Origin of the sequence: Brucella sp. NBRC 113783 (assembly GCF_040372265.1) — a bacterium.
Classification (GTDB): domain Bacteria; phylum Pseudomonadota; class Alphaproteobacteria; order Rhizobiales; family Rhizobiaceae; genus Brucella; species Brucella teleogrylli.
In genome coordinates this window covers 824,879-848,755 of the sequence record NZ_BAABRX010000001.1, presented here as the reverse complement: position 1 = coordinate 848,755, position 23,877 = coordinate 824,879, and the positions used below count along the sequence as shown (strand labels likewise).

Sequence of the window (23,877 nt, the reverse complement as noted above, 5' to 3'; positions counted from 1 at the left end):
TCGCAGGTTCGGCGTGACGAAATACTTAAGATCTGTAGCCTCCGAGTTGGGCCGCAACGCGGCCAATGTCAACCCCTTGGCGATTTTCGATAGCGCCAGAGCCACGTTCCGACAACCCCCATCAGCGCCAGAGCGAGGCCGTACCACGTCACAGCATATTGCAGATGATTGTTGGGAAAATCGATGATCGTCACGCCGCCGATGGGTAGACCGCCCGGATTGGGCTTGCTGTCGGCATCGATGAAGAAAGGCACCACCTGATTGAGATCCGGCAGATCGGCGCTTTCGGCCATCGCCGCCCAGTCTTTCCAGTAGAAGATATTTTTGGCGATATCGTTTTCGGGCAGGAAGAAACCGGGCTTTGCGGATAGCGGGTCGCGCGCCAGCCCGGTTATGCTCACCGGCCCGTCCAGCTGGCCATCGGCGCGGGTGGCCGGGTCCTTCTTCTCGTAGGGAACGAAGCCGCGATTGACCAGCACGAAGCGTCCGTCTTCCAGCATCAGCGGCGTATAGACATTATAGCCTGCCGCACCTTCATAGGTGGACAGGAAATGCCGTTCGCCCTGATGCATGAAGGTGCCGGAAACGGTCATAGGCAGATATTCGACCGTGCCCTTTTCCTTATAGAGCTTTTCCATCTCCGCCAGCGGCAAAGGCGGTTCCTTGATGCGCTCATTGGTGGAAGCGATCAGCGCTTCCTTCCAATAGAGCCGCTCCACCTGCCAGGTGCCGAGCGCCAGAAGGATGACGAGCGCGATACCCGATGCGATGAGAACGCCCCATGGAAAGCGGCGCGATGCCTGACGCTCTGTCATTCTTTGGTATCCGGATGGCTATCGGCACCTCGTTGTATCGTGCCGGGCGCGGCCTTGTTGCGATATTGCATATTGATGAGAATACCCTTCATCCATCGCATGGCCACGAGGCTGAGAATGATCGCCAGCGGCACCCAAAGGATGAAATGCACCCAGAGCGGCGGGCCGAGATTGACTTCCATCCAAAGCGCCAGCCCGACCACGATAAAGCCGATGATCAGGATCACAAAAGCTGCCGGACCGTCGCCGGAATCGGCAAACGCATAATCCAGCCCGCAGGCATTGCAGCGCGGCGCGACCGTCAGAAAACCATTGAACAGTTTGCCCTCGCCGCAGCGCGGGCAGCGCCCGGCAATACCGCTTTTGATCGGATCGACCGGCGGATAGAGATTGGCATCAGGCATCGCGCGCTCCAAGATCTTGACGGTGTTTCAAAACAAAAGGCGGCCATGTTGCCAGGGCCGCCTTGAAACTCAGATTACGGCCAATCAGCCGGCGTGCATCGGCGCGCCCCAACCACCCCAGACATAGATGGCGAAGAACAGGAACAGCCAGACCACGTCAACGAAGTGCCAGTACCAGGCGGCAGCTTCAAAGCCGAAATGCTGCTTTGGCGTGAAATCACCACCGATTGCGCGGAACAGGCAGACCAGAAGGAAGATCGTGCCGATGATCACGTGGAAACCGTGGAAACCGGTGGCCATGAAGAAGGTTGCGCCGTAGATCGAGTCCTTGAACGCGAACGGGGCGTGCATGTATTCATAGGCCTGCACGAACGAAAAGATAATGCCCAGCACCACGGTGATAGCGAGGCCGGTGATCATGCCCTTGCGGTCATTGTGCAGCAGCGCGTGGTGCGACCAGGTGAGCGTCGTGCCCGACAGGAGCAGAATCACAGTGTTGTAGAGCGGCAGGTGCAGCGGGTCGAGAACCTCGATGCCCTTCGGAGGCCAGACGCCGCCCGTAAACGTGGCGCGCGCCACCTGATGAACTTCGTTCGGGAAGAGGCTTGCATCGAAGAAGGCCCAGAACCATGCCACGAAGAACATCACTTCCGAAGCGATGAACATGATCATGCCGTAGCGCAGATGCAGCGACACGACGCGGGTATGGTGACCTTCCTTGCCTTCCTTGATGGTATCCGCCCACCAGCCATACATGCAGTACAGCACGATTGCGAGGCCGATGAAGAAAATCCACGGCGTGACGAGGTTCAGGCCGAAGAACGGCACCTCACCCGCATTGATGTAACGCATCCAGGCGATGCCGCCGATTGCGAGCACAAAAGCGCCCATCGAGCTCAGGAACGGCCAAGGGCTGGGCGCTATGATGTGATAATCGTGGTTCTTCTCGTGTACGTCCGCCATGTCTCTCCCCGTAATCCCCTGAGGGGCTCCTCTCTCGTGCCTGCCTGCTGAAATCCGCCAAGGGACACAAGCAAGCGCGACTATGTTTTGCGTCAGATGGCTCCCTGACCAGATGCCGCATACCGTCGATATTCAAGCGGTTTTACCAACGGTTTGATTCCGACAATAAAACCAGTCTTCGCATTTGTCTTTGCGGCATTATGTGCCGCCCCGGAACTGGCGTCCCGTTATCCCCCATTGCTCGCCGCATCATCCGGCTTCGTTGCTGCCTTTGCATCGGCAACCGGCTTCGGCTTGTCGATCGGGAAAAATGTGTAGGAAAGTGTGATGGTCTTCACATCCTTCAGATCGGGATCGTTGACGATCTCCGGATCGACGAAGAAAACCACCGGCATTTCCATGTCTTCGCCCGGCTTCAGCGTGGTATCCGTGAAGCAGAAGCACTGGACCTTGTTGAAATAGGCGCCTGCCCGGCCCGGCGAGACATTGAAGCTCGCACGACCAAAGGTCGCTTCATCGAACAGGTTGCGCGCTTCATACTTGATCATGGTGGTTTCGCCGATACGCACCGTCACTTCGCGCTGCACCGGCTTGAAATCCCAAGGCAGGCCATTAGCCGTATTGGCGTCGAAACGCACCTTGATGGTCTTGTCGAGAATCGTATCGGAATATTGCTCAACGCGCTGCGTCGTGCCGCCATAGCCCGTGACCTGACAGAACAGCGTGTAAAGCGGGACGGACGCATAGGCCGCACCGATCATGCAGACGAAGAAAGACACGCAGGCAATCGCAATGGTCCGGTTGGAACGCTGCTGCCGCTTGAGCTTATCGTCTTTGTTCTGCTGATCTGCCATGGTCTCCTCCCAGTTTCCCTCCCGAAACAGCCTAACCCGAACTGTTTGTCAGAGCGGCCGCACCAGAATATTGGCACCCAGTTTTGCTATCGTGCCGACATAGACGAGCAGCACGAACAGCGCCAAGGCAATTGCCAGTCCCCAGGACCGGTTGCGCTGGGCTTTCTTCTGCTGCTCGGTCGGCACGACCAGTTCCAGCTTCTCATGAACCGGATTTTCTGCCGTTTTATCCATTACAACACTCCAAAGGCGTGAAGCGCCTTCAACGTCAGTGCCTCGACAAGCATAACCGCGAACAGGCCGGACAGATACACCAGCGAAAAGCGAAACAGCTTGCGCGCGGCAACCAGCATTTCCGGCTGCGATGCGGCCATCCACATGCGCCAGGCATAATAGATGAAGGCTCCGCCCAGCAGCACCGATACGGCACCGTAGACCGGGCCTGCAAAGCCCATCACCCATGGCAGCACGCCGACCGGCGCCATGAGCAGCGTATAGAACATCGCCTGACGGCGGGTCGAAAGCTCGCCCCTCACATTCGGCATCATCGGAATGCGCGCGGCTTCGTAATCATTGGTCGAAAACAGCGACAGCGCCCAGAAATGCGGCGGTGTCCAGAGGAAAATGATCATGAACAGCACGACGCTGTCCCAGGTGATCTCGCCCGTTGCCGCAGCCCAACCGATCATCGGCGGGAACGCGCCCGCAGCACCGCCAATGACGATATTCTGCGGCGTCGAGCGCTTGAGCCACATCGTGTAGATGACGGCATAGAAGAAGATTGTGAAGGCCAGAAGCGCTGCCGACAGCCAATTGACCATCAGGCCCAGCGTCAGCACCGAAAAGACCGACAGCGTCAGACCGAAAGCCAGAACCTGATTGGGTGCAATCACACCAGCTGGAATCGGGCGGCTGCGGGTGCGCTTCATCACCGCGTCGATATCGGCGTCGTACCACATGTTCAGCGCGCCGGATGCGCCCGCACCAACCGCGATGCAGAGAATGCTGATGGCAGCCAGAACCGGGTTCATCGTGCCCGGAGCAAGGACAAGGCCGACCAGCCCCGTGAAAACCACAAGCGACATCACGCGCGGCTTCAGCAGAACCAGATAGTCCCGCGCCGTTGCCTCCGAGAACGCGACTGCGTCATTCGGACCTGAAGCGCTTACGTTTTTTTCCACCAGCGACATTAGACTTCAACAACCTCAAATTCACCGGTCCGACCACCGCATCTTGTTCGATGCAGTTCGACAACCAACACAACCTGTCCCTCCCGGAGAACATCCGTTCCTGCCGGAAATGCCGTGCAATTGTCGGCAGGCCAAACCTGCCAGTACGGTCATAACGCGATGGGCGGAACAGAATGTCGCCCGCCTTTAGCACAATTTGTTGGAAAGGGCGAAGCCTTTTGCAGACCTCCCCCTCCCCATCGCATCATCCTACGCAAAACCGCTTCGCACTTTTGCTGGAAATGCTCACTTTTCTCTGTCGCATTATCCTAAGCAAAACCGCTTCGCACTTTTGCTGGAAATGCTCATGCCCTTCGCGCGATTACTTGATGCGCGGCAGCTGTTCCCACTGGTGGTACGGCGGCGGTGAAGGAAGCTGCCATTCCAGCGTGGTTGCGCCTTCGCCCCATGGGTTTGCACCCGCTTCACGCTTCTTCGCGAATGCCTCGAAGACATTGTAGAGGAAGATCAGCACGGCAAAGCCCGAAATATAGGAGCCGTAGGACGACACCATGTTCCAGCCTGCATAGGCATCCGGATAGTCGATGTAACGGCGCGGCATGCCGGCGAGACCGAGGAAATGCTGCGGGAAGAAGATCAGGTTCACACCGATGAAGGTGACCCAGAAATGCAGCTTCGCGGTGAACTCGTTATACATGTAGCCGCTCATCTTCGGGAACCAGTAGTACCAGCCCGCGAAGATCGCAAAGACAGCGCCCAACGACAGAACGTAGTGGAAATGCGCCACCACGTAATAGGTGTCGTGCAGTGCACGGTCGAGACCGGCATTGGCGAGCTGAACGCCAGTCACACCACCAACCGTGAACAGGAAGATGAAGCCGATTGCCCACAGCATCGGCGCGCGGAAGGTGATCGAACCACCCCACATGGTCGCGATCCATGAGAAGATCTTGATGCCTGTGGGAACCGCGATGACCATCGTGGCGAACACGAAATAGCGCTGGGTGTCGAGGGACAGGCCGACTGTGTACATATGGTGCGCCCAGACCACGAAGCCGACGACACCGATGGCGACCATGGCGTAGGCCATGCCGAGATAACCGAAGATCGGCTTGCGCGAGAAGGTCGAGACGATGTGGCTGACGATGCCAAATCCCGGCAGAATCAGGATGTACACTTCCGGGTGACCGAAGAACCAGAACAGATGCTGGTAGAGGATCGGATCGCCACCGCCATCCGGCGCGAAGAAGGTCGTGCCGAAGTTACGGTCGGTCAGCAGCATGGTGATGCCGCCTGCCAGAACCGGCAGCGAAAGCAGAAGCAGGAACGCCGTGACCAGAACAGCCCATGCGAAGAGCGGCATCTTGTGCAGCGTCATGCCCGGCGCGCGCATGTTCAGGATCGTGGTGATGAAGTTGATTGCACCGAGGATCGACGATGCACCCGAAATGTGCAGCGCCAGAATGGCGAAATCGATTGCCGGACCCGGCTGACCGCTCGTCGAAAGCGGCGGATACAGTGTCCAGCCGCCGCCAGGACCCCAGCCGCCCGGTGCCGAAGGCATGAACAGCGAGATCATCAGCAGCATCAGCGCAGGCGGCAGAAGCCAGAACGAAATATTGTTCATGCGCGGGAAGGCCATGTCCGGCGCGCCGATCATCAGCGGCACCATCCAGTTGGCGAAACCACCGATCAGCGCAGGCATGACCATGAAGAAGATCATGACCAGCGCGTGCGCCGAGGTGAACACGTTGAACATCTGCTTGCCGGCATCAAGTGCGGCATCGCCCTCGACACCGTAGACCATGGACGCAAGGCCATGGAAAATCTGAATGCCCGGTTCCTGCAGTTCGGCGCGCATCGCGATGGACAGCGCGCCGCCGATGATACCGGCGATGATTGCGAAGATCAGGTACAGCGTACCGATGTCTTTATGATTGGTCGAGTAAACCCAACGAACCCAGCCGTGTGGCTTGTGGTCGTCATGGGCACCCTCGTGAGCTGCTGTGCCAGCCATGGAATTCGCTCCCGTTTTTCAACAGTTTGGCGTTCGGGATCAGAGACCCGCCGCAGCCACTTTATTGTTTGCGCCACCTTCGACGGCAGCCTGCAGCGCCTTGTTCGCGCCGTTCAGATCCGAGCCCGCAGCGGCGAGCCATGTCTGGTACTGCTCTTTCGAGACAACGCGCACGGCGATTGGCATGAAGCCATGATCCTTGCCGCAAAGCTCCGAGCACTGACCGTAATAGAGGCCTTCCTTGTCAGCCTTGAACCAGGCTTCGTTGATACGGCCGGGAACGGCATCCATCTTCACGCCGAAGGCGGGAATGGTCCAGGAATGGATCACGTCGGCGGCGGTTACCAGAAGGCGAACGGTTTCACCGACCGGAACAACCACTTCATTGTCGACGGCCAGAAGGCGCGGATAGCGGGACTTATCCTCTTTGCCCGCGGCGGCGCGATCTGCATCCTTCAGAAGAAGGGCGTCAAAGCTGACCGGATTGTCGACCTGATATTCATAGCCCCAATACCACTGGTAGCCGGTTGCCTTGACCGTCAGGGACGGGTCTTCCGGCGAATATTGCGCGGTCAGAAGCTGGAACGACGGCACAGCCAGGAACAGAAGAATGATCACGGGACCGACGGTCCAGATCACTTCGATCATCGTATTGTGGCTGGTCTTCGATGGTTCCGGATTGACGCTCGCCCGGAAGCGAAGCACGACGATAACCAGCAACGCCAGAACCAGCAACGTAACCGGAATAATGAACCAGAGCGTATAGCGCTCAAACCAATGAATCTGCTCGGCAATACCCGTTGCAGCGTCCTGAAATCTCCATTCCCATGGACGCGGCTGATCCGCAAAAGCGGCACCGGTCATCCACAGCACTGCAAGAGCACCAACGACGGCGCCCTTCGTTGTGGCAACAATCTTATCCACCAGAACTCTCTCCCTTTTCGCCCTTTCAGGCTGGACGCCGGACGCAAATGACGGCCGCATCCCCCGTCGGCGTTCAAATCACACCTTAACGCACACCGCAAGGAAGGCGAATATGTTCCTGTGCGGCATTTTTGCGCGCAGCTTTTGCCCGCCGACGGAACCACTCCCAATTCCGCCCGGATTTCTAGCCTTATGCCTGCGCATCCGTAAACCGGCAAAAACTTGGGAAAAACCTGTAAATCTCATAATGAAGCCATGATTTGAAAAGAGGTTTCGCCGCACGTGCTACGTGACAATCGATCCAACAGGCGATATCACCGTTGCAATGATAGCTATGATTGACGATGACTGATAATCGCGTCTCTGATTGCTTTTCATGGCTGATGCTGCGCGTTAACGTCCCACTGATTCGATCAGGGATTCGATCTGGAGATTTCATGACTGTCCGCATGCTTGCCAACCGCCCGATTCTTCAGCGCCTGATGGCTCTTGCCGCTGGCGTCAGCCTGTCGCTCGCAGCCGCAACCCTGCCGTCCGCCGCGCAGAATACGCCCGCGCCGTTGCAGACACCGGATCAGGCCCCGGCTGCGCAGTCGCAGGCGGCCCCGTCCAACCCGCAGCAAAGCGGCAAGCTGAAGTCGCAGCACGGCGCTTGGGCTGTGCTTTGCGATACGCCCGCTGGCGCCAAGACCGAGCAATGCGCGCTAATCCAGAATGTGGTTGCCGCCAAGCGTCCGGAACTCGGCCTTTCGGTCGTGGTTCTGAAGACCGCCGATAACAAGGCGCGCATTCTGCGCGTACTGGCCCCGCTCGGCGTTCTGCTGCCGAACGGCCTCGGCCTCAACGTCGACGGCAAGGATATTGGCCGCGCCTATTTCGTGCGCTGCTTCGAAGACGGCTGCTATGCGGAAGTCATTCTCGAAGACGAGCTGTTGAAGACGCTGCGTTCCGGCAAGGCCGCAACCTTCATCGTCTTCCAGACACCGGAAGAAGGCGTCGGCATTCCCGTGGATTTGAAGGGGTTTGGTGAAGGCTTCGACGCCCTGCCCTAAGAACTATCGATATTCCGGCGCTGGCGGGCTGCAAACCGCATCCCGCTGCGCTTCCGGTGCTCATGTACCCTTAAGTACATTCCGCTCTGGTTCTCGCGGCCTACGGTTTTCGCCTCACCATCACCAGAATCTCAACAGTTCTTCATCGCGTGGTTGTTCTCAACCGTTTTAAGGCTTACATCCTGCAGCAGACCCATGCTGCAGGATTTGTTTTTATGAAAAGCCTGATCGACAGTTTCGATACCGGACGCGACGATATCGAACGCCTCGTCGCCGCAAGCCTCAAGGGCAGCGACGACGGCGAACTCTTCATCGAATATCGCGAAGCTGAAGCGCTCGTTTTCGACAATGGCCGTCTCAAGACCGGTTCCTTCAATCAGGATCAGGGTTTTGGCCTGCGCTCGGTTGCCGGTGAAGCCATCGGCTATGCCCATGCGGGCGACCTTTCGATGGCCGCGCTGAAGCGCGCCTCCGATGCGGTTTCCGCCACCATCAAGGGCTATGGCGGCACCTACGCCGCTGCACCGGCTGGCACCAATCGCCACCTCTATACCGACGAAAACCCCATCGGCTCGCCGACCTTTGATGCGAAAGTGCAGCTTTTGCAGCAGATCGATGGCTATCTGCGCGCCAAGGACCCGAAAGTCCGTCAGGTTTCCGTCTCGCTGGCCGGTTCATGGCAGCAAGTTGAAATCCTGCGCGCCGACGGCCATTTCGTGCGCGATATCCGCCCCATGGTGCGGCTCACCGTTTCGGTCGTGGCAGGCAGCGGCGACCGTCAGGAATCCGGCTCGCACACGCTGGGCGGTCGCAAGGGGTTCGGCGAATTCATCACCGTCGAAAGCTGGCAGCATGCCGCCGACGAGGCGCTGCGTCAGGCGCTGGTCAATCTGGAAGCGATCCCCGCCCCGGCAGGCACGTTCGACATTGTACTCGCCAATGGCTGGCCGGGCGTCATGCTGCATGAAGCGGTTGGTCACGGCCTTGAAGGCGACTTCAACCGCAAGAAGACTTCGGCCTTTGCCGGGCTGCTCGGCCAGCAGGTTGCATCCAGGGGCGTGACGGTCGTGGATGACGGAACGATTGCCGAGCGTCGCGGTTCGCTGACCATCGACGATGAAGGCACGCCGACCAATCGCACGGTTCTGATCGACGACGGCAAGCTGGTCAATTACATGCAGGACCGCCAGAACGCCCGCCTGATGGGCATGGAGGCGACCGGCAACGGACGCCGTGAATCCTATGCCCATGCGCCGATGCCCCGCATGACCAACACCTATATGCTGTCGGGCGACAAGACACCGGAAGAGATCATCGCCTCCATGAAGAAAGGCATCTATGCTGTTTCGTTCGGCGGCGGACAGGTGGACATCACCTCCGGCAAGTTCGTGTTCGGCTGCACGGAAGCCTATATGATCGAGGACGGCAAGATTGCAGCGCCAATCAAGGGCGCCATGCTGATCGGCAACGGCCCGGATGCCATGCAGCGCATTTCTATGATCGGCAACGACATGAAGCTCGATACCGGCAGCGGCAATTGCGGCAAGGGCGGCCAGTGGGTTCCCGTTGGCGTCGGCCAGCCGCATCTGCGTATGGATCAGGTCACCGTCGGCGGTACGGCGGTCTGAGGACCGTCGTTTAGCCTGAAACGCCGCGCATTTGATAAACCGCACCGAAGGCGTTTATAAAGCTCTCTGAAGGCTTATAGAAAATATAGGCCGATCTGGAGATGCATATGCCTGGTTCTTCATATGACTGGACAGGGAAGCAGCCCGACAAGCGCAACCGGCAAAAGCGCATGCTCATCATCACGGCGATCACGATGGGCGCGCTCATCCTGCTATTAGGCATGGTGGACGGACTTTTGATCCTGCTCGGTTGATGGTGCCCGTTTACGAAATCGACTGCGCAGGTGTGACAACGCCAGACGAACTCTGGCGACGCTACCTTGCCGCGGTCCCGGCGCAGGATGTGCAGTCCTTCGGCTATACGCTCGATTCTTTCTGGGATGCGGTGCAATGGCAAGGGCCAGGTTGGCCCGGCGAATGCGAGATTGTGTTTAAAAACACAGAAGCGCTAAGCAAATTGCGCACGCTCGGAGGCAAGCCTTTTCTGGAAGCCTTCAGACGGCTGGTGCATGACACCAGCCGCATTTCGATAAGGCTAAACTAGATCGTCAGATATTCTGACCGCCGGACACTTCGATGCGCTGGCCGGTGATCCAGCCCGTGCCGCCCGACAGAATGGCCGCTACTGCACCGCCAATATCATCCGGACGTCCCACGCGACCCATGGCAGTGGAGTTCGCCACCATCTTGTTGACTTCCGGCATGTCGCGCACCACGCCACCGCCGAAATCCGTTTCGATGGCGCCCGGCGCAATCGCGTTCACCGCAATGCCGCGCGGGCCAAGTTCGCGGGCGAGATAGCGGGTCAGAACCTCGATGCCGCCCTTCATGGTGGCATAGGCCGAATAGCCCGGCAGCGCGAAACGCGCGAGACCGGTCGAGACATTCAAAATCTTGCCGCCATCCTCGATCAGCGGCAGCAGGGACTGCGTCAGGAAGAAGACGCCTTTCAGATGCACATTCACCAGACCGTCGAAATCTTCTTCCGTGGTTTCGGCAAATGGCTTGTGAACGCCATGACCGGCATTGTTCACCAAATAGTCGAAGGTTGTGCGGCCCCATTTTTCCTGAAGCGCCTGCTGCAACTTTTCAGCAAAAGCAGCAAAACTTGCCACCTTCCCCGTGTCGAGCGGCAGGGCAATGGCGGTGCCGCCCTCGGCTGCAATTTCAGAAACCGCCTCTTCCGCGGCCTTCGCATTGCTCTGATAGGTCAGGACGATGCCGACGCCCTGTCTGGCCAGATGCAGCGCTGCGCTGCGGCCAAGGCCCCGGCTACCGCCCGTGATGAGTGCAATCGTCATGTCAGTTTCCTTTCGCTCAACGAATTCTGGTTTCTATATTGCCGCTTTCCCGTTCGTTCGGCCTGCCACATTCTCCATGAAACATGCCCATTCCTCCGAAGGCTCCGATTTCTGTGTCACGGAAATCAAAGGCTTGCTATGCTTTTCCCATGTCCGAACACGCTTCAAATCTCGCAGCCCGCTGCATCGAAATTGTCCGCGAAACTGGGGTGGGGCCTTATCCTGCACCGACCGGCATCGACGGCGTAACCGTGGTCTGCTCCCCGGCCATATCGGCCATTCGGCCCGATATGTATCAGCCGATGATTTGCCTGGTCCTCCAGGGCGCCAAAGAAATCCTGCATGGCGAACGGGCCGTTCGTTTCGATGCGGGCATGACGGCGATCGTCTCGCACGAATTGATCACAGGTGCGCGCATTGTCGAAGCCAGCCCCGATAATCCCTATATAGCCCTTGCTTGCCGGATCGATCTGGAGATTTTGCGCGCCCTTCAGGGCGAGATTGAGCCGGAGATGATCGCGGCGGCGCGTAGCGAAGCCGTGGCCACCGGCAGGGCGGATGCAGGCGTGACCGATGCCATGACGCGTTTGCTCGATCTGCGCGACAAGCCGCTGGAACGCCGCGTTCTTGAGCCGATGATCCGCAAGGAACTGCATTTCCGCGTGCTTCTGACCCGCAACGGCGCGATGTTGCGTCAGCTTGCCCAGCCGGGCAGCCCGGCAAGCCGCATCGCTAAAGCAATCACCCATATCAAGCAGCACTGGAACAATCCGATCCGCACGGAAGAGCTGGCGGATATTGCCGGAATGAGCCCTTCCAGCTTTCACGAGCATTTCAAATCCGTCATGGCCACCACGCCGCTGCAATATCAAAAGGCGTTGCGGCTTCTGGAAGCGCGCCGCCAGTTGAGCGAAACCGCAGTGCCGGTTTCATCGGTTGCTTTTGCTGTCGGCTATGAAAGCCCGACGCAGTTCAGCCGCGATTATCGCCGCGCATATGGCGCCGCGCCTCGCGAAATGCGAGCATAGAAGAATTGCCCCGCATTGCGGTGAAGATGTGGGAAACGCCGCGAAGCGTGCCCTCGCCTGACAATTTTCAGTCTGGCATCCATAAAAATAAAACAGCCTCAAAAGGCGGTTTTATTGTTCAGCAGAATGCTCAGATGCCCGGCTCTTCTTCGAGCAGGCCTGTCACGAAATCGAACAGGCCGGGGCGGCGGTCGCGACGCAGGCGCTCGGCCTCAATGATCGACTTGATCGCCGCAAAGGAGCGGTCGAGGTCTTCATTGATGACAATATAGTCGTATTTCACCCATTTCTGGATTTCAAAACGGGCATTCTGCAAGCGTGTCTCGATCACTTCCGGCGTGTCTTCCGCACGGCGGTTGAGACGCTGCTGCAATTCGCGCATCGTCGGCGGCAGGATGAAGATCGACACCACATCGGCAGGCATCTTGGCCTGAAGCTGGTCCGCGCCCTGCCAGTCGATATCGAACAGCATATCCTGACCATCGGCCAGTGCAATCTCGGCGGTTTCGCGCAGAGTGCCGTAAAAATTGCCGTGCACTTCCGCCCATTCGATCAGTTCGTCATTGTCGCGCAGACGCTCGAACTCGCGAATGGTCTTGAAGTGATAATGCACCCCTTCGATCTCGCTCGGACGGCGCTGGCGCGTCGTCACGCTGATCGACAGCGAAAGGTCCATCTTCTTGTCTTCCAGCAACAGCCGGGCAATCGTGGATTTTCCAGCGCCCGATGGCGACGAGATCACCACCATCAAGCCTCTGCGCGCGACGCCATTTTCAACTGAAGTGATGGCCATGTTACTCTTACTCCAGATTCTGTACTTGTTCGCGAAACTGATCGACGACCGCTTTCAGTTCCAGCCCGATGGCCGTGATCGACGCCGCGTTCGATTTGGAACACAGTGTATTCGCTTCACGATTAAATTCCTGTGAAAGAAAATCGAGCTTGCGCCCGACCGGCCCGCCATCGGCGAGCAATTTATGGGCGGAGGCGACATGGGTGTCGAGCCGGTCCAGCTCTTCCTGAATATCCGCCTTGGTCGCAAGGAAAGCCGCTTCCTGATAAAGCCGGGCCTCATCCAGTTCACGCGGGCCGTCAAGCAGCAGCGCAACCTGCGTCGCGAGCCGCGCCTTGATGGCATCCGTGCTTCGCGACGGATCCTGACGCGCCGCTTCTGTGAGACGGCCAATCGTATCGACATGACCCGACAGGATCGTGAACAGCGCCTTGCCTTCCTGCGCCCGCGCCTCGGCAATGGCCTTCAGCGCGCCTTCAAAGGCTGCCACGACGGCTGCTTCCAGTGCTGCCCGGGCATCGTCGTCTTCCGAGACCTGCGCCTGATCGATCATGCCGCGCAGCGACAGAACACCATCGACGCTAGCAGGTGTCAGACCGTGCTTTTCCTGCAATTCGGCACCGAGTTTCAGCACCTCGGACAGCATGGCGTGGTTGATGACGAAATTGGCCTGCTCGTCGGTCCGTTCGACACTCAGGCTCGCCTGAAAATTGCCGCGGGAAAAATGACGCGCCAGCATGGAACGCACCGGATGCTCGACCGCTTCCAGCCCCTGCGGCAGACGCAGGCGCAGATCAAGCCCCTTGCCATTGACCGAGCGCACTTCCCAAACGATACGCGCTTCGCCATTGGCGCCGTCATGCTGCGCGGCATAGCGCGCAAATCCGGTCATGCTCTGGAGCGCCATGCGTCCCTTCCCCTCAACCTGAGCCCGGAAGCGATAGTTCGCCGCCCGTGCACCGAAACTCAATCATGCACTCCAATACGCGGAATGCTGCATTCCTTTAGACATACAGAGCCGGCGCTTTTCAGCAACCGGCTCTGTCGAATCACACACAGATATGTCTGGCAGTCAGGTCACTGCGCAACCTTCTGGCTGCCAGCAGCGCCACCGGCGCTGTTCTGCTGTTCGACATTGCGCCACTTGCGGACATTGGCATTGTGTTCCTGCAAGGTCTTCGAGAAGACATGCCCGCCGGTGCCATCGGCAACGAAATACAAATCCTCGGTCGCAAGTGGATTGGCGACCGCTTCCAGTGCCGCCTTGCCCGGATTGGCAATCGGCGCCGGTGGCAATCCGTTGATGACATAGGTGTTATAGGGCGTCGGCTTTTCGATATCCGACTTGAAGATCGGACGGTCGGACGGTTTGCCCGCACCACCGAACAAGCCATAGATGATCGTCGGGTCCGATTGCAGCCGCATGCCCTTGTTCAGACGATTGACGAAAACCGAAGCGACATGCGGACGCTCCGACGCGATACCCGTTTCCTTCTCGACGATGGAAGCGAGCGTCACGAATTCATTGCGGTCCTTGACCGGCAGGTCGGGGCCGCGCTTCGCCCAGATATCGTCAACCAGCTTCTTTTGCGAAGCGATCATGCGGTCGATGATTTCGGTCCGCGTGGTGCCACGCGTGAAATGCAACGTGTCGGTGAAGAGCGAACCTTCCGGCGGCATGTCTTTCGGCATATCGCCGACCAGAATCGGATCGGACGAAATACGATCGAAAATCTGCTTGACCGTCAGCCCTTCGGGCACCGTCAGCGGATACATGATCGACTTGCCGCTGATGAGAATATTCATCACGTCGCGCATGGTTGCACCCGCTGGAATGGCATATTCACCGGCCTTGAGGTCGTTTTCGTGACCATAGGCGCGCATGCCGAAACGGAAAATACGTCCATCGCTGACGATATCGCGGGCTTCGAGGCTGTTGGCGACTTCGGAAATGCCCGCGCCGCGCTTGACCACGAAAGTCGTCTCGCTTGCCAGCGGGCCCTGCCCGTCAAATTGCATCTTGCCGAAATAAAACAGCGCCGACGCGCCCAGCAAAGCGAGCACGACCAGCGACAGCATGAAATTCATGAAGACGACGATCTGGCTACGCGCATGGCGCGAACGCTTGCGCGGCGGCGGCGTGCCGGGTTCAGGACGCAGAGCTTCCGACGCAGATTTGGGAACAAACGGCTTTGTGGCCGCAGCCGTTTCCGCCGGCGCTTCCGTTGGCGTCTCCGGCTTGCCAGCCTTGGCTTGCTCTTCAGCAGAGTTGGTTCCGGGTTGTGCCCCGGGCTGTACCTCTGAATTCACTCCGTCACCTCGGTCTTGTAGCCTTGACCGGCCTTGCCGCCAAGAGGCGTCAACGACCTGTCCCGAGCGGCTCTCCGCACTTGATGCCCAAATCCGCTCAGGCCGAAGCCTTCCGTCAATTCGAGCGTGCTCACCCTAACCACTATTAGCGATTTTAAATATCGCATCCGGTTATATTTTGACAAAAACGCGGAGAAATCCCCGCGTTTTTATTTATTCCTATCAGATTTGGTCTGTCCGGCCAGAAATGCCGGTCAGGAATAGCGACGCAACACCAGCGAAGCGTTGGTTCCGCCGAATCCGAAGGAGTTCGAAAGAGCCACGTCGATCTTGCGTTCGCGTGCCTTGTGCGGCACCAGATCGATCTTGGTCGAGACAGCCGGATTGTCGAGATTGAGCGTCGCAGGTGCGATATTGTCGCGAATGGCCAGCGTCGAGAAAATCGCTTCGGCAGCACCGGCAGCACCCAGAAGATGGCCGATGGACGACTTGGTAGAGGACATGGAAATCTTCGAAGCCGCATCGCCGACCACGCGCTCCACAGCGCCCAGTTCGATCGTATCGGCCATGGTCGATGTGCCATGGGCGTTGATGTAGTCGATCTGGTCCGGCGTGATTTCAGCACGCTTGAGAGCCGCAACCATGCAGCGCTCCGCACCTTCACCGCTCTCGGTCGGAGCCGTGATATGGTATGCATCGCCCGAAAGGCCGTAGCCGATCACTTCGGCATAGATCTTCGCGCCACGCGCCAGCGCGTGTTCGAGTTCTTCCAGAACCACAACGCCTGCACCTTCGCCCATGACGAAGCCGTCACGGTCATCGTCATAAGGACGCGATGCGGCGGTCGGATCGTCGTTGCGCTTGGTGGACAGCGCCTTGCAGGCGGCAAAGCCCGCCAGCGAAATGCGGCTGACCGGCGATTCCGTGCCACCGGCAACCATCACCTCGGCGTCGCCGAAAGCGATCAGGCGGGCGGCATCGCCAATGGCGTGCGTGCCTGTTGCGCAGGCGGTGACGACCGAATGGTTCGGGCCGCGCAGATTGTGCTTGATCGACACATGGCCGGAAGCCAGGTTGATCAGACGGCCGGGAATGAAGAACGGGGAAATGCGGCGCGGGCCCTTGTCGCGCAGCGTGTAGCCTGCTTCGACGATACCTTCGATGCCGCCAATGCCGGAACCGATCAGAACGCCGGTGCGCACCTGATCTTCATCGCTTTCGGGATGCCAGTTCGCGTCATCCAGTGCCTGATCGGCCGCGCCGACGGCATAGACGATGAACGGATCGACCTTGCGCTGCTCCTTGGGCTCCATGTGGAGATCGGCATTGAACGTGCCGTTGGTGCCATCGCCAACCGGAATACGGCAGGCAATCTGGCAGGCCAGATCGTCAACCTCGAATTCCGTGATGCGGCGAGCCCCGCTTTCGCCAGCCAGAAGCCGCTTCCAGGACTCTTCCACACCGCTTGCAAGCGGTGACACCAGACCGAGACCGGTGATGACGACACGCCTCATATCCACCCCTTAAAACTGTTATGTCACGAGCATCGACCCGCAGGCTTTCACCGGCAGATGCAATGTCCGGGCCTGGCTTTGAAAGGGATGATGCTCCAATCGTTAAATCGGAGTCTGCCGCAAGAGCCTGTCGAAACGATCCGACACCGGCATGCCGGCAAATTCACTTGGATGCCGAAACGGCCCGTACAGACATGTCTGTACACTGTATTTTCTACACGCTTTATTCCCGGCCATTCCCGGATGCGAGGCAACCTTCATTACAAAGGCGCAGCATCCGGCAATGTCGGAATAGAGCTCAGAATACAGGCAGGGCCGGGTTCCGAAGAGCCCAGCCCTCAGCTCTGGTCCTGATTAGGCCGAAGCCTTGTCGATGAACTTCACAGCGTCGCCGACCGTGAGGATCGTTTCTGCAGCGTCGTCAGGAATTTCAACGCCGAATTCTTCTTCGAAAGCCATGACCAGCTCGACGGTGTCGAGGCTGTCTGCGCCGAGATCATCAATGAAGCTTGCGCCTTCCGTGACCTTGTCGGCATCTACGCCCAGATGTTCAACAACGATTTTCTTGACGCGCTCTGCGGTATCGCTCATGTCGGAACCTCGACCTGTTTGTTTGTTGCTCTGCCTTGGTTAGCGGCATGCAGGATTGTAATCAAGTTCTAAGATGACTGCCAGTTTCGAGCGAAGCCGCCCGGACAGTCATCCTGTGGATATTCCTTTCGGAACAGGATCGCGGCAAATTCTACGAAATGCCACAACTCTCGATGGGCGCATTACCATGCTTCTTGAGCAAGGCAAAGCGCCTTTTCCCGTCACGCCCCATGTATTAAGGTGTTTTATACCATAAACTGGCGGCGTGAAGGGGCTTAAATCATGGCCATGCCGCCATTGATGTGCAGCGTCTGACCCGTCACGTAGCCGGCCTGATCGCTGGCGAGATAGACCACGGCAGCAGCAATATCGGCGCCAACACCCATGCGCTTCATGGGAATATTGGCCATGATCGCTTCTTTTTGCTTGTCGTTCAGCTTGTCGGTCATGGCCGATTCGATAAAGCCCGGCGCAATGCAGTTCACCGTCACATTGCGGCTTGCGATTTCCTGCGCCAGCGACTTGGAGAAGCCGATGAGGCCCGCCTTCGACGCGCAATAATTCGCCTGCCCCGGATTGCCGGTCACGCCGACGATGGAGGTGATGTTGATGATGCGGCCATTGCGGCGGCGCATCATCGGATGGGTCAGCTCACGCGTCAGGTTGAAAACCGAGGTGAGATTGACATTCAGAACGGCATCCCAGTCTTCATCGCTCATGCGCACGAACAGGCCGTCACGGGTGATACCGGCATTGTTGACCAGAATATCGACGCCGCCCAGCTCTTCTTCCGCCTTCTGGCCGAGCGTCTTGACGGCTTCGCGGTCCGACAGATTGGCCGGGAAGATGAAAACACGATCGCCGAGTTCGGCGGCCAGTTCCTTCAGCTTTTCTTCGCGCGTACCGTGCAGGCCGACAATAGCGCCCTGTGCATGGAGAGCGCGAGCAATCGCTTCACCCAGACCGCCGGTCGCACCTGTTACGAGAGCCTTGCGGCCAGTCAGATCAAACATATCGGATCCTTTTAGCTAATGAGCTTTTATGCCAGAGCAGCAAGCGCTGCTTCGATTTCTTCAGCCGAACCAACAGCGGCGCCCGACACATCCTTGGAGATGCGGCGCGCCAGACCGGTCAGAACCTTGCCCGAACCTACTTCATAAAGCGAGGTCACGCCATTGGCGGCAAACCATTCCACGGTCTCGCGCCATCGCACCTGACCCGTCACCTGCTCAACCAGCAGATCGGCGATTTCACTGGCGTCCGTCACCGGCGCGGCGCGCACATTGGCGATGAGCGGGACAACCGGATTGTGCTTCTCGACACTGGCCAGCGCTTCGCGCATTGCTTCAGCAGCCGGAGCCATCAGAGTCGAATGGAAGGGTGCGGAAACCGGCAGCATGATGGCGCGCTTTGCGCCCTTTTCCGAAGCAAGCTTTGCCGCCAGTTCGACCGCAGCCTTGGAGCCGGAAATTACCAGCTGGCCGCCGCCATTGTCATTGGCGATCTGAACCGAACCGGAAGCCTTTGCTTCCGTGCAGATTGCTTCCACATCGCCATGTTCCAGACCGATGATGGCAGCCATCGCGCCTTCGCCAACCGGAACAGCCTTCTGCATCGCATTGCCGCGAATGCGCAGGAGGCGCGCCGTATCGGCAAGCGAGAAGGTGCCGGCAGCGCAAAGTGCAGAATATTCGCCCAGCGAATGACCGGCCACATAGGAAACCTTTTCCTTCAGCGAGAAGCCACGCGCTTCCATGACGCGCAGGACGGCCATCGACACGGCCATCAGCGCGGGCTGGGCATTGGCGGTGAGCGTCAGAACGTCTTCCGGGCCTTCGAACATGGTGGCGGACAGCTTTTCGCCAAGCGCTGCGTCCACTTCGTCGAAGACAGCGCGCGCTTCCGCGAACTGTTCGGCCAGGGCTTTGCCCATGCCTACCGCCTGGCTGCCCTGTCCGGGAAAGGTAAATGCTACCGCCATTGATGCCTCGTTCTGGTTCTATGCATATGATAAAGGTGAAACCGGTATCCGTTTTCGCCGCCATGCCTGCAATGAAATGCACAATTTGGCGCGATGTGCCTTAGCCTTGGGCGAAAAGTCAAGCATTTGTCGGTTTTTCGGGGATATCGCGCTTGCAAACAAGGGGAAAAACACGTAATAGCCGCCCGTTCATTGTTCGGCACCAGCTGGGGGCTGAACGGAGGGCCGTGTCTTCTTGCCGTTAAAAGCAGGATAGCACGTTGGAAGTCATAAGCGCTTCTGCCTCCCGTGTCTCCGCTCTCGACCGTCTCAAATACGCGTCCTTTCTTCACCGGTTTCCGGCAAAAGAGAAGTCGCAGGGGCTTAGCCGCTGGTGTCGGCGTGATATAACGAAGAAAGGCAAAGCCAATGGCTCTTTATGAACATGTGCTTCTTGCCCGCCAGGACATTTCCCAGCAGCAGGTCGACGCTCTTGTCGAACAGTACAAGGGTGTCCTCGAAGCTAATGGCGGCAAGGTCGGTAAGGTTGAAGCTTGGGGTCTGCGTCCCCTCACCTACCGTATCAACAAGAACCGTAAGGCGTATTATACGCTTCTGAACATCGACGCTCCGGCTGCTGCCGTTGCTGAAATGGAACGTCAGATGCGTATCAATGAAGACGTCCTGCGCTTCATGACCATTCGCGTTGAAGAACACGAAGAAGGCCAGTCGGCTATGCTGACCCGCCGTGACGACCGTCGCGAGCGTGATGGTGATGACCGTCCGCGCCGCCGTGAAGGTGGTTTCGACCGCGGTGATCGTGGGGATCGCGGTGATCGCGGCCCACGTCGCCCACGCGACAACGAAGCTGGTGAAGGAGCATAATCATGGTTGATATCAATCAGATCCCGACCCGCCGTCCTTTCCATCGCCGTCGCAAGACGTGCCCGTTCTCCGGCGCAAACGCACCGAAGATCGACTACAAGGACATCAAGCTTCTGCAGCGTTACATTTCCGAACGCGGCAAGATCGTTCCTTCCCGTATTACGGCTGTCAGCCAGAAGAAGCAGCGTGAACTCGCCAAGGCGATCAAGCGCGCCCGTTTCCTCGGCCTGCTGCCTTACGTTGTGAAGTAAGACAAGATTTTCGGGAGGCATCTCATCAGAGTTTGCCTCCCGGACCCTTTCCTCCCTTGCGATGGGCGCAACGGAGCGTACTGAAAACCCAAGTTGGGGCATTTGCCTCTAACTGCACGAGCCGGCAAGACCGGGGCAGGACAGCGAAACTGATGAAATTCAATGGAACCATAGTTGGTGTCGGCATATTGGCGGGGCTTGCCTCGGCACTGATGTCGTCCGGCGTCATTGTCCAGTCGGGCATGGCGATGGTTCTGTATTTCCTGACACCGCTTCCCATTTTCGTTGCAGCACTCGGCTGGGGTTCGACCGCCGGTATTGTCGCAGCAGCCGTAGCAACTGTAGCGGTCGGCGTTTTCGCCGTTCCGATGGCGGCCCTCCTGATGGCGCTGACGAGCTATATTCCTGCGGCCATCGGTGCATATCTGTCCGGCCTTGCGCGCCCCGCCGAAGAACTGGGCGGACCGAAAGGCGTGATGGTCTGGTATCCGCTGTCGGATATCGTTTTCCGCCTCGCCCTGATGGTGGCGGTTTCCTTCATCGTCATCGGCGCAGTTCTGGGTTTTGGCCCGGATATGGCGCGCGAACTTGCCAATGCGGTTATCGACCGCGTTGCCGAAGCCGACCCGCAATTCACCGCCAGCGATGAAATGCGCAACACCATGTCGGCGCTGCTGATGTTCGCCCTTCCGGCGATCCAGCCCGCCACGTGTCTTGCCATTCTGGTCGGCAATCTCTATCTGGCGCTGCGCCTGACTGCCATGTCGGGCCGCCTGCGCCGTCCGCGTGACGACTGGCCCGCAACGCTGCGCATGCCGCGCACGGCGCTGATCGTTTTCGCAGTAGCACTTGCAGTCGCTTTCCTGTCGGGCGCCGCCGGTCTGGTGGCAACCGTCGTGGTCGGCTCGCTCGGCGCAGGCTTCATGATGGCGGGCCTTGCCATCATGCATATGCGCACACGCGGCAAGGTATGGCGCCCGGTGGCGCTGTGGTTTGCCTATTTTGCGATCATTCTTTTCGCATTTCTGCTTTTCGTCTTCATGGTTCTCGGACTTTTCGATACGTCGCGTGGCGCGCCGATCTCGAAAATTCCGGGCAATGACAAACAATAACCCGGATTAAACACTCGAAAGGAAACTCCAATGGAAGTCATTCTTCTGGAACGCATTGGCCGCCTCGGCCAGATGGGCGAAACCGTCAAGGTCAAGGACGGCTATGCCCGTAACTTCCTGCTCCCGCAGGGCAAGGCTCTTCGTGCCAACGAAGCCAACAAGAAGAAGTTCGAAGGCCAGCGCGCTCAGCTCGAAGCCCAGAACCTGGAACGCAAGAACGAAGCAAGCGCCGTTGCTGAAAAGCTGAATGGCCAGAGCTTTATCGTTGTGCGTTCGGCTGGTGAAACCGGTCAGCTCTACGGTTCGGTTTCGACCCGCGACATCGCCGACATCATCACCGCAAACGGCTTCACCCTGCACCGCAACCAGGTTGAACTGAACCATCCGATCAAGACCATCGGCCTGCACGAAGTTTCGATTTCGCTGCATCCGGAAGTTCAGGTTGAAGTGACCGTCAACATCGCTCGTTCGAACGAAGAAGCTGAACGTCAGGCAAAGGGTGAAGACCTCACCTCGATCGAAGCCATCTACGGCATCGAAGAAGCCCCGCTTTCGGAAGAAATCTTCGACGAAGACGAAGAAGCTGAAGACCAGGCTTAATTGTTACACTTACCTCCGGAAAAGCCAGCTTTGTCAGCAGGCGTTCCAATGGTGGTAAACTTTAAATGATCATGCCCGGCGGCCTCCGCCGGGCATTTTCTCTTTCCAGAACGGGAAAACTGCCTATTCTTCTCCATGGTAATGTATTGGAGAGGGTGCAGACGGAAACGTCCGCGTTGCTTAAGACAGCGTTCCCAGGGCCGGTAGACCTTACGGAAACTGCCTGAAAATCTGATGACAGTGTGGCTCGAGAAGAGGATACACAAGCCGCCTGCCATGCAACCGCATGGATGCTACGCCTGTCTCACTCCATAAAAGGAGATGGGGCCGATGTATGGAATGATGCGTACTGTTCTTTCGCATATGATTAAAACCGGAGACCTGACGGTCACCGATTCTAGTGGTGCGCGTTCGCAGTATGGCGACAAGACCGGGGTGCCGGTTCATATACACTTCAAGACAAAGCACGCCGAGCGCGCCGTAGCGCTCGACCCCGAACTGAAGCTCGCCGAATGTTTCATGGACGGCGAGATCGACTTTCTGGACGGCGATATCTACACGCTGCTTCAGATCGTGTTCGAAAACACCGGGCCGACCGCCGCGACAGAACCGTGGATGAAGGCGCTGGCGAAACTGCGCATCCTGTTCCGCCGCTTCCAGCAGATGAACACGATTGCGCGCTCGTCCGACAATATCAAAAGTCACTACGACCTTTCCGGCGAGCTTTACGACCTGTTTCTCGACCCGGACAAGCAGTATTCCTGCGCCTATTTCGAAACACCGAATGCAACGCTTGCCGAAGCGCAACTTGCAAAAAAGCGCCATATCGCCGCGAAAATGCTGGTGAAGGAAGGCGACAAGGTGCTCGATATCGGCTGCGGCTGGGGCGGCATGGGGCTTTATCTCGCCCGCCATCTCAAGGCCAATGTGACCGGCGTGACCCTTTCGGAAGAACAGCACGGCATCGCCAACCAGCGCGCCGCCGATGAAGGACTTTCCGACCGCGCCAAGTTCGAGCTGACCGACTATCGCAATATCGAAGACAAGTTCGACCGGCTGGTTTCGGTCGGCATGTTCGAGCATGTCGGTGTCGGCCATTTCGCGGAATATTTCCAGCATGTGGCGCGACTGATGAAGCCGGATGGTGTGTTCATGCTGCATGCCATCGGGCGTGCCGATGGACCGGGCGCGACCAATCCGTTCATCCGCAAATATATCTTCCCGGGCGGTTACATTCCTGCTTTGTCGGAAGTGCTGCCGCATATCGAAAAGGCCGGGCTCTATGTCACCGACATCGAAATCCTGCGGCTGCATTATGCGGAAACGCTGAAAGCCTGGCGTGAGGCCTTCATGGCCAATCGCGAACGGGCCAAGGCGCTTTATGACGAACGCTTCTGCCGCATGTGGGAGTTTTATCTGGCCGCATCGGAAAGCGCCTTCCGCTGGCAGAACATGATGGTGTTCCACATCCAGATCGCGCACCGGCAGGAATCCGTTCCGCTGACGCGCAACTATATCGAAGCGGAAGAAAAGCGCCTCAAGCGGCTCGACAGCGCGCCAAAGGGGGCCAATAGCGAGGCCCGCGCCGTCAAGAAAAGCGCGAACGCCTGATCCGGCGAGCACCGGTTCACAAAAAGGGCTGCCGTCTCCGGCAGCCCTTTTGCATTTTCACTCGACCTTCGGCA

Annotated in this window: 26 protein-coding genes; 10 read left to right on the top strand and 16 right to left on the bottom strand. The window is 58.3% G+C overall.

What is annotated here, in order from left to right; genetic code table 11:
- Window positions 1-68: 68 nt before the first annotated feature.
- The 8 genes from ABWW11_RS03920 to coxB form a co-directional block, all read right to left on the bottom strand.
- Entirely contained in the window at window positions 69-815 is a 747-nt protein-coding gene (locus ABWW11_RS03920) for an SURF1 family protein (RefSeq protein WP_121537371.1), read from the bottom strand.
- Window positions 812-1,219 carry a DUF983 domain-containing protein gene (locus tag ABWW11_RS03915; RefSeq protein WP_121537369.1) on the bottom strand — a complete coding sequence of 136 codons (408 nt, stop codon included), beginning with the start codon at window positions 1,217-1,219 and terminating at the stop codon, window positions 812-814. The genes ABWW11_RS03920 and ABWW11_RS03915 overlap by 4 nt, the downstream gene beginning before the upstream one ends.
- Window positions 1,220-1,303: 84 nt before the next feature.
- Window positions 1,304-2,182 carry a cytochrome c oxidase subunit 3 gene (locus tag ABWW11_RS03910; protein ID WP_109368495.1) on the bottom strand — a complete coding sequence of 293 codons (879 nt, stop codon included), beginning with the start codon at window positions 2,180-2,182 and terminating at the stop codon, window positions 1,304-1,306.
- Between the two features lie 227 nt (window positions 2,183-2,409).
- Entirely contained in the window at window positions 2,410-3,036 is a 627-nt protein-coding gene (locus ABWW11_RS03905; protein WP_109368494.1) for a cytochrome c oxidase assembly protein, read from the bottom strand.
- A gap of 48 nt (window positions 3,037-3,084) precedes the next feature.
- A complete protein-coding gene (locus tag ABWW11_RS03900) occupies window positions 3,085-3,270 on the bottom strand; it encodes a cytochrome c oxidase system small membrane protein (protein WP_109368493.1) in 186 nt (61 codons plus the stop codon).
- Window positions 3,270-4,226, bottom strand: a complete 957-nt coding sequence (locus tag ABWW11_RS03895; RefSeq protein WP_121537367.1) for a heme o synthase — start codon at window positions 4,224-4,226, stop codon at window positions 3,270-3,272. Before ABWW11_RS03895 ends, ABWW11_RS03900 begins: the two co-directional genes overlap by 1 nt.
- 361 nt (window positions 4,227-4,587) lie before the next feature.
- Window positions 4,588-6,243, bottom strand: a complete 1,656-nt coding sequence (gene ctaD, locus ABWW11_RS03890) for a cytochrome c oxidase subunit I (protein ID WP_109368491.1) — start codon at window positions 6,241-6,243, stop codon at window positions 4,588-4,590.
- A gap of 39 nt (window positions 6,244-6,282) precedes the next feature.
- Entirely contained in the window at window positions 6,283-7,167 is an 885-nt protein-coding gene (gene coxB, locus ABWW11_RS03885) for a cytochrome c oxidase subunit II (protein WP_109368490.1), read from the bottom strand.
- A 437-nt stretch (window positions 7,168-7,604) separates the two neighbouring features.
- Between coxB and ABWW11_RS03880 the strand changes: the two genes are divergently transcribed.
- The 4 genes from ABWW11_RS03880 (at window position 7,605) to ABWW11_RS03865 (ending at window position 10,391) form a co-directional block, all read left to right on the top strand.
- Window positions 7,605-8,219, top strand: a complete 615-nt coding sequence (locus ABWW11_RS03880; RefSeq protein WP_109368489.1) for an invasion associated locus B family protein — start codon at window positions 7,605-7,607, stop codon at window positions 8,217-8,219.
- Window positions 8,220-8,434: 215 nt separating this feature from the next.
- Window positions 8,435-9,847: a metalloprotease TldD gene (gene tldD / locus ABWW11_RS03875; protein ID WP_121537365.1), complete on the top strand. Its 1,413-nt coding sequence runs from the start codon at window positions 8,435-8,437 to the stop codon at window positions 9,845-9,847.
- A 107-nt stretch (window positions 9,848-9,954) separates the two neighbouring features.
- Window positions 9,955-10,101: a hypothetical protein gene (locus ABWW11_RS03870; protein WP_167836051.1), complete on the top strand. Its 147-nt coding sequence runs from the start codon at window positions 9,955-9,957 to the stop codon at window positions 10,099-10,101.
- The gene (locus tag ABWW11_RS03865) at window positions 10,101-10,391 is read left to right on the top strand and encodes a barstar family protein (protein WP_121537363.1); all 291 of its coding nucleotides are present in this window, start codon (window positions 10,101-10,103) and stop codon (window positions 10,389-10,391) included. Before ABWW11_RS03870 ends, ABWW11_RS03865 begins: the two co-directional genes overlap by 1 nt.
- Before the next feature lie 4 nt (window positions 10,392-10,395).
- Here the strand turns inward: ABWW11_RS03865 and ABWW11_RS03860 are convergent, their stop codons facing one another.
- Complete coding sequence (locus tag ABWW11_RS03860; RefSeq protein ID WP_109368487.1) at window positions 10,396-11,148, bottom strand: SDR family NAD(P)-dependent oxidoreductase; 753 nt, start codon at window positions 11,146-11,148, stop codon at window positions 10,396-10,398.
- Window positions 11,149-11,297: 149 nt separating this feature from the next.
- On the opposite strand from ABWW11_RS03860, the gene ABWW11_RS03855 reads away from it, so the two are divergent.
- Complete coding sequence (locus ABWW11_RS03855; RefSeq protein WP_167836050.1) at window positions 11,298-12,176, top strand: AraC family transcriptional regulator; 879 nt, start codon at window positions 11,298-11,300, stop codon at window positions 12,174-12,176.
- 130 nt (window positions 12,177-12,306) lie between these two features.
- On the opposite strand, the gene gmk is transcribed toward ABWW11_RS03855, so the two are convergent.
- The 7 genes from gmk to fabD all read right to left on the bottom strand — a co-directional run bounded on the left by gmk (window position 12,307) and on the right by fabD (window position 19,365).
- Window positions 12,307-12,969 (bottom strand): guanylate kinase, encoded by a 663-nt coding sequence (gene gmk / locus ABWW11_RS03850; RefSeq protein WP_109368484.1) that lies wholly within the window; start codon window positions 12,967-12,969, stop codon window positions 12,307-12,309.
- A 7-nt stretch (window positions 12,970-12,976) separates the two neighbouring features.
- Entirely contained in the window at window positions 12,977-13,876 is a 900-nt protein-coding gene (locus ABWW11_RS03845) for a YicC/YloC family endoribonuclease (RefSeq protein WP_121537359.1), read from the bottom strand.
- Window positions 13,877-14,046: 170 nt separating this feature from the next.
- Window positions 14,047-15,279, bottom strand: coding sequence for an endolytic transglycosylase MltG (mltG, locus tag ABWW11_RS03840; RefSeq protein ID WP_109368482.1), 1,233 nt, complete (start codon window positions 15,277-15,279; stop codon window positions 14,047-14,049).
- Window positions 15,280-15,533: 254 nt separating this feature from the next.
- Complete coding sequence (gene fabF, locus ABWW11_RS03835; RefSeq protein ID WP_109368481.1) at window positions 15,534-16,793, bottom strand: beta-ketoacyl-ACP synthase II; 1,260 nt, start codon at window positions 16,791-16,793, stop codon at window positions 15,534-15,536.
- Window positions 16,794-17,147: 354 nt separating this feature from the next.
- Window positions 17,148-17,384: an acyl carrier protein gene (locus ABWW11_RS03830; protein ID WP_002963616.1), complete on the bottom strand. Its 237-nt coding sequence runs from the start codon at window positions 17,382-17,384 to the stop codon at window positions 17,148-17,150.
- 275 nt (window positions 17,385-17,659) lie between these two features.
- Window positions 17,660-18,397, bottom strand: coding sequence for a 3-oxoacyl-[acyl-carrier-protein] reductase (gene fabG / locus ABWW11_RS03825; RefSeq protein WP_121537355.1), 738 nt, complete (start codon window positions 18,395-18,397; stop codon window positions 17,660-17,662).
- Between the two features lie 26 nt (window positions 18,398-18,423).
- On the bottom strand, window positions 18,424-19,365 hold the full coding sequence (gene fabD / locus ABWW11_RS03820; RefSeq protein ID WP_109368479.1) for an ACP S-malonyltransferase: 942 nt from the start codon (window positions 19,363-19,365) through the stop codon (window positions 18,424-18,426).
- A gap of 408 nt (window positions 19,366-19,773) precedes the next feature.
- On the opposite strand from fabD, the gene rpsF reads away from it, so the two are divergent.
- The 5 genes from rpsF to ABWW11_RS03795 all read left to right on the top strand — a co-directional run bounded on the left by rpsF (window position 19,774) and on the right by ABWW11_RS03795 (window position 23,803).
- Entirely contained in the window at window positions 19,774-20,229 is a 456-nt protein-coding gene (gene rpsF / locus ABWW11_RS03815) for a 30S ribosomal protein S6 (protein WP_121537353.1), read from the top strand.
- Between the two features lie 2 nt (window positions 20,230-20,231).
- The gene (rpsR, locus tag ABWW11_RS03810) at window positions 20,232-20,480 is read left to right on the top strand and encodes a 30S ribosomal protein S18 (RefSeq protein WP_006466219.1); all 249 of its coding nucleotides are present in this window, start codon (window positions 20,232-20,234) and stop codon (window positions 20,478-20,480) included.
- A gap of 152 nt (window positions 20,481-20,632) precedes the next feature.
- Entirely contained in the window at window positions 20,633-21,592 is a 960-nt protein-coding gene (locus ABWW11_RS03805) for a DUF2232 domain-containing protein (RefSeq protein ID WP_121537351.1), read from the top strand.
- Between the two features lie 30 nt (window positions 21,593-21,622).
- Window positions 21,623-22,192 (top strand): 50S ribosomal protein L9, encoded by a 570-nt coding sequence (gene rplI / locus ABWW11_RS03800; protein WP_109368476.1) that lies wholly within the window; start codon window positions 21,623-21,625, stop codon window positions 22,190-22,192.
- 330 nt (window positions 22,193-22,522) lie between these two features.
- Window positions 22,523-23,803 (top strand): cyclopropane fatty acid synthase, encoded by a 1,281-nt coding sequence (locus tag ABWW11_RS03795; RefSeq protein ID WP_109368475.1) that lies wholly within the window; start codon window positions 22,523-22,525, stop codon window positions 23,801-23,803.
- Window positions 23,804-23,877: the final 74 nt, after the last annotated feature.